Below are 215 nucleotides of genomic sequence, written 5' to 3'. Positions count from 1 at the left end.
CGCCCCAGTCAAACTGTCCGCCTGACACTGTCCCGCCTCGCGTCCTCACAAGGCCGGTTAGAACAACCGTGTCCCAAGGGTGGTATCCCAACGCCGACTCCACTCAGGCTGGCGCCCAAGCTTCTCCGTCTCCCACCTATCCTGTACATGGAACACCGTTGTCCCATATCAGGCTACAGTCAAGCTCCACGGGGTCTTTCCGTCTAACCGCGGGT

1 rRNA gene is annotated in these 215 nt (G+C 60.5%); it reads right to left on the bottom strand.

The window, feature by feature from the left end:
• Positions 1-215, bottom strand: a 23S ribosomal RNA gene (locus AC27E8_RS00340); the annotation flags it as partial.

The organism is Alicyclobacillus sp. CIJ1, from assembly GCF_057538885.1.
This window is presented reverse-complemented; position numbering and strand designations above follow the sequence as displayed.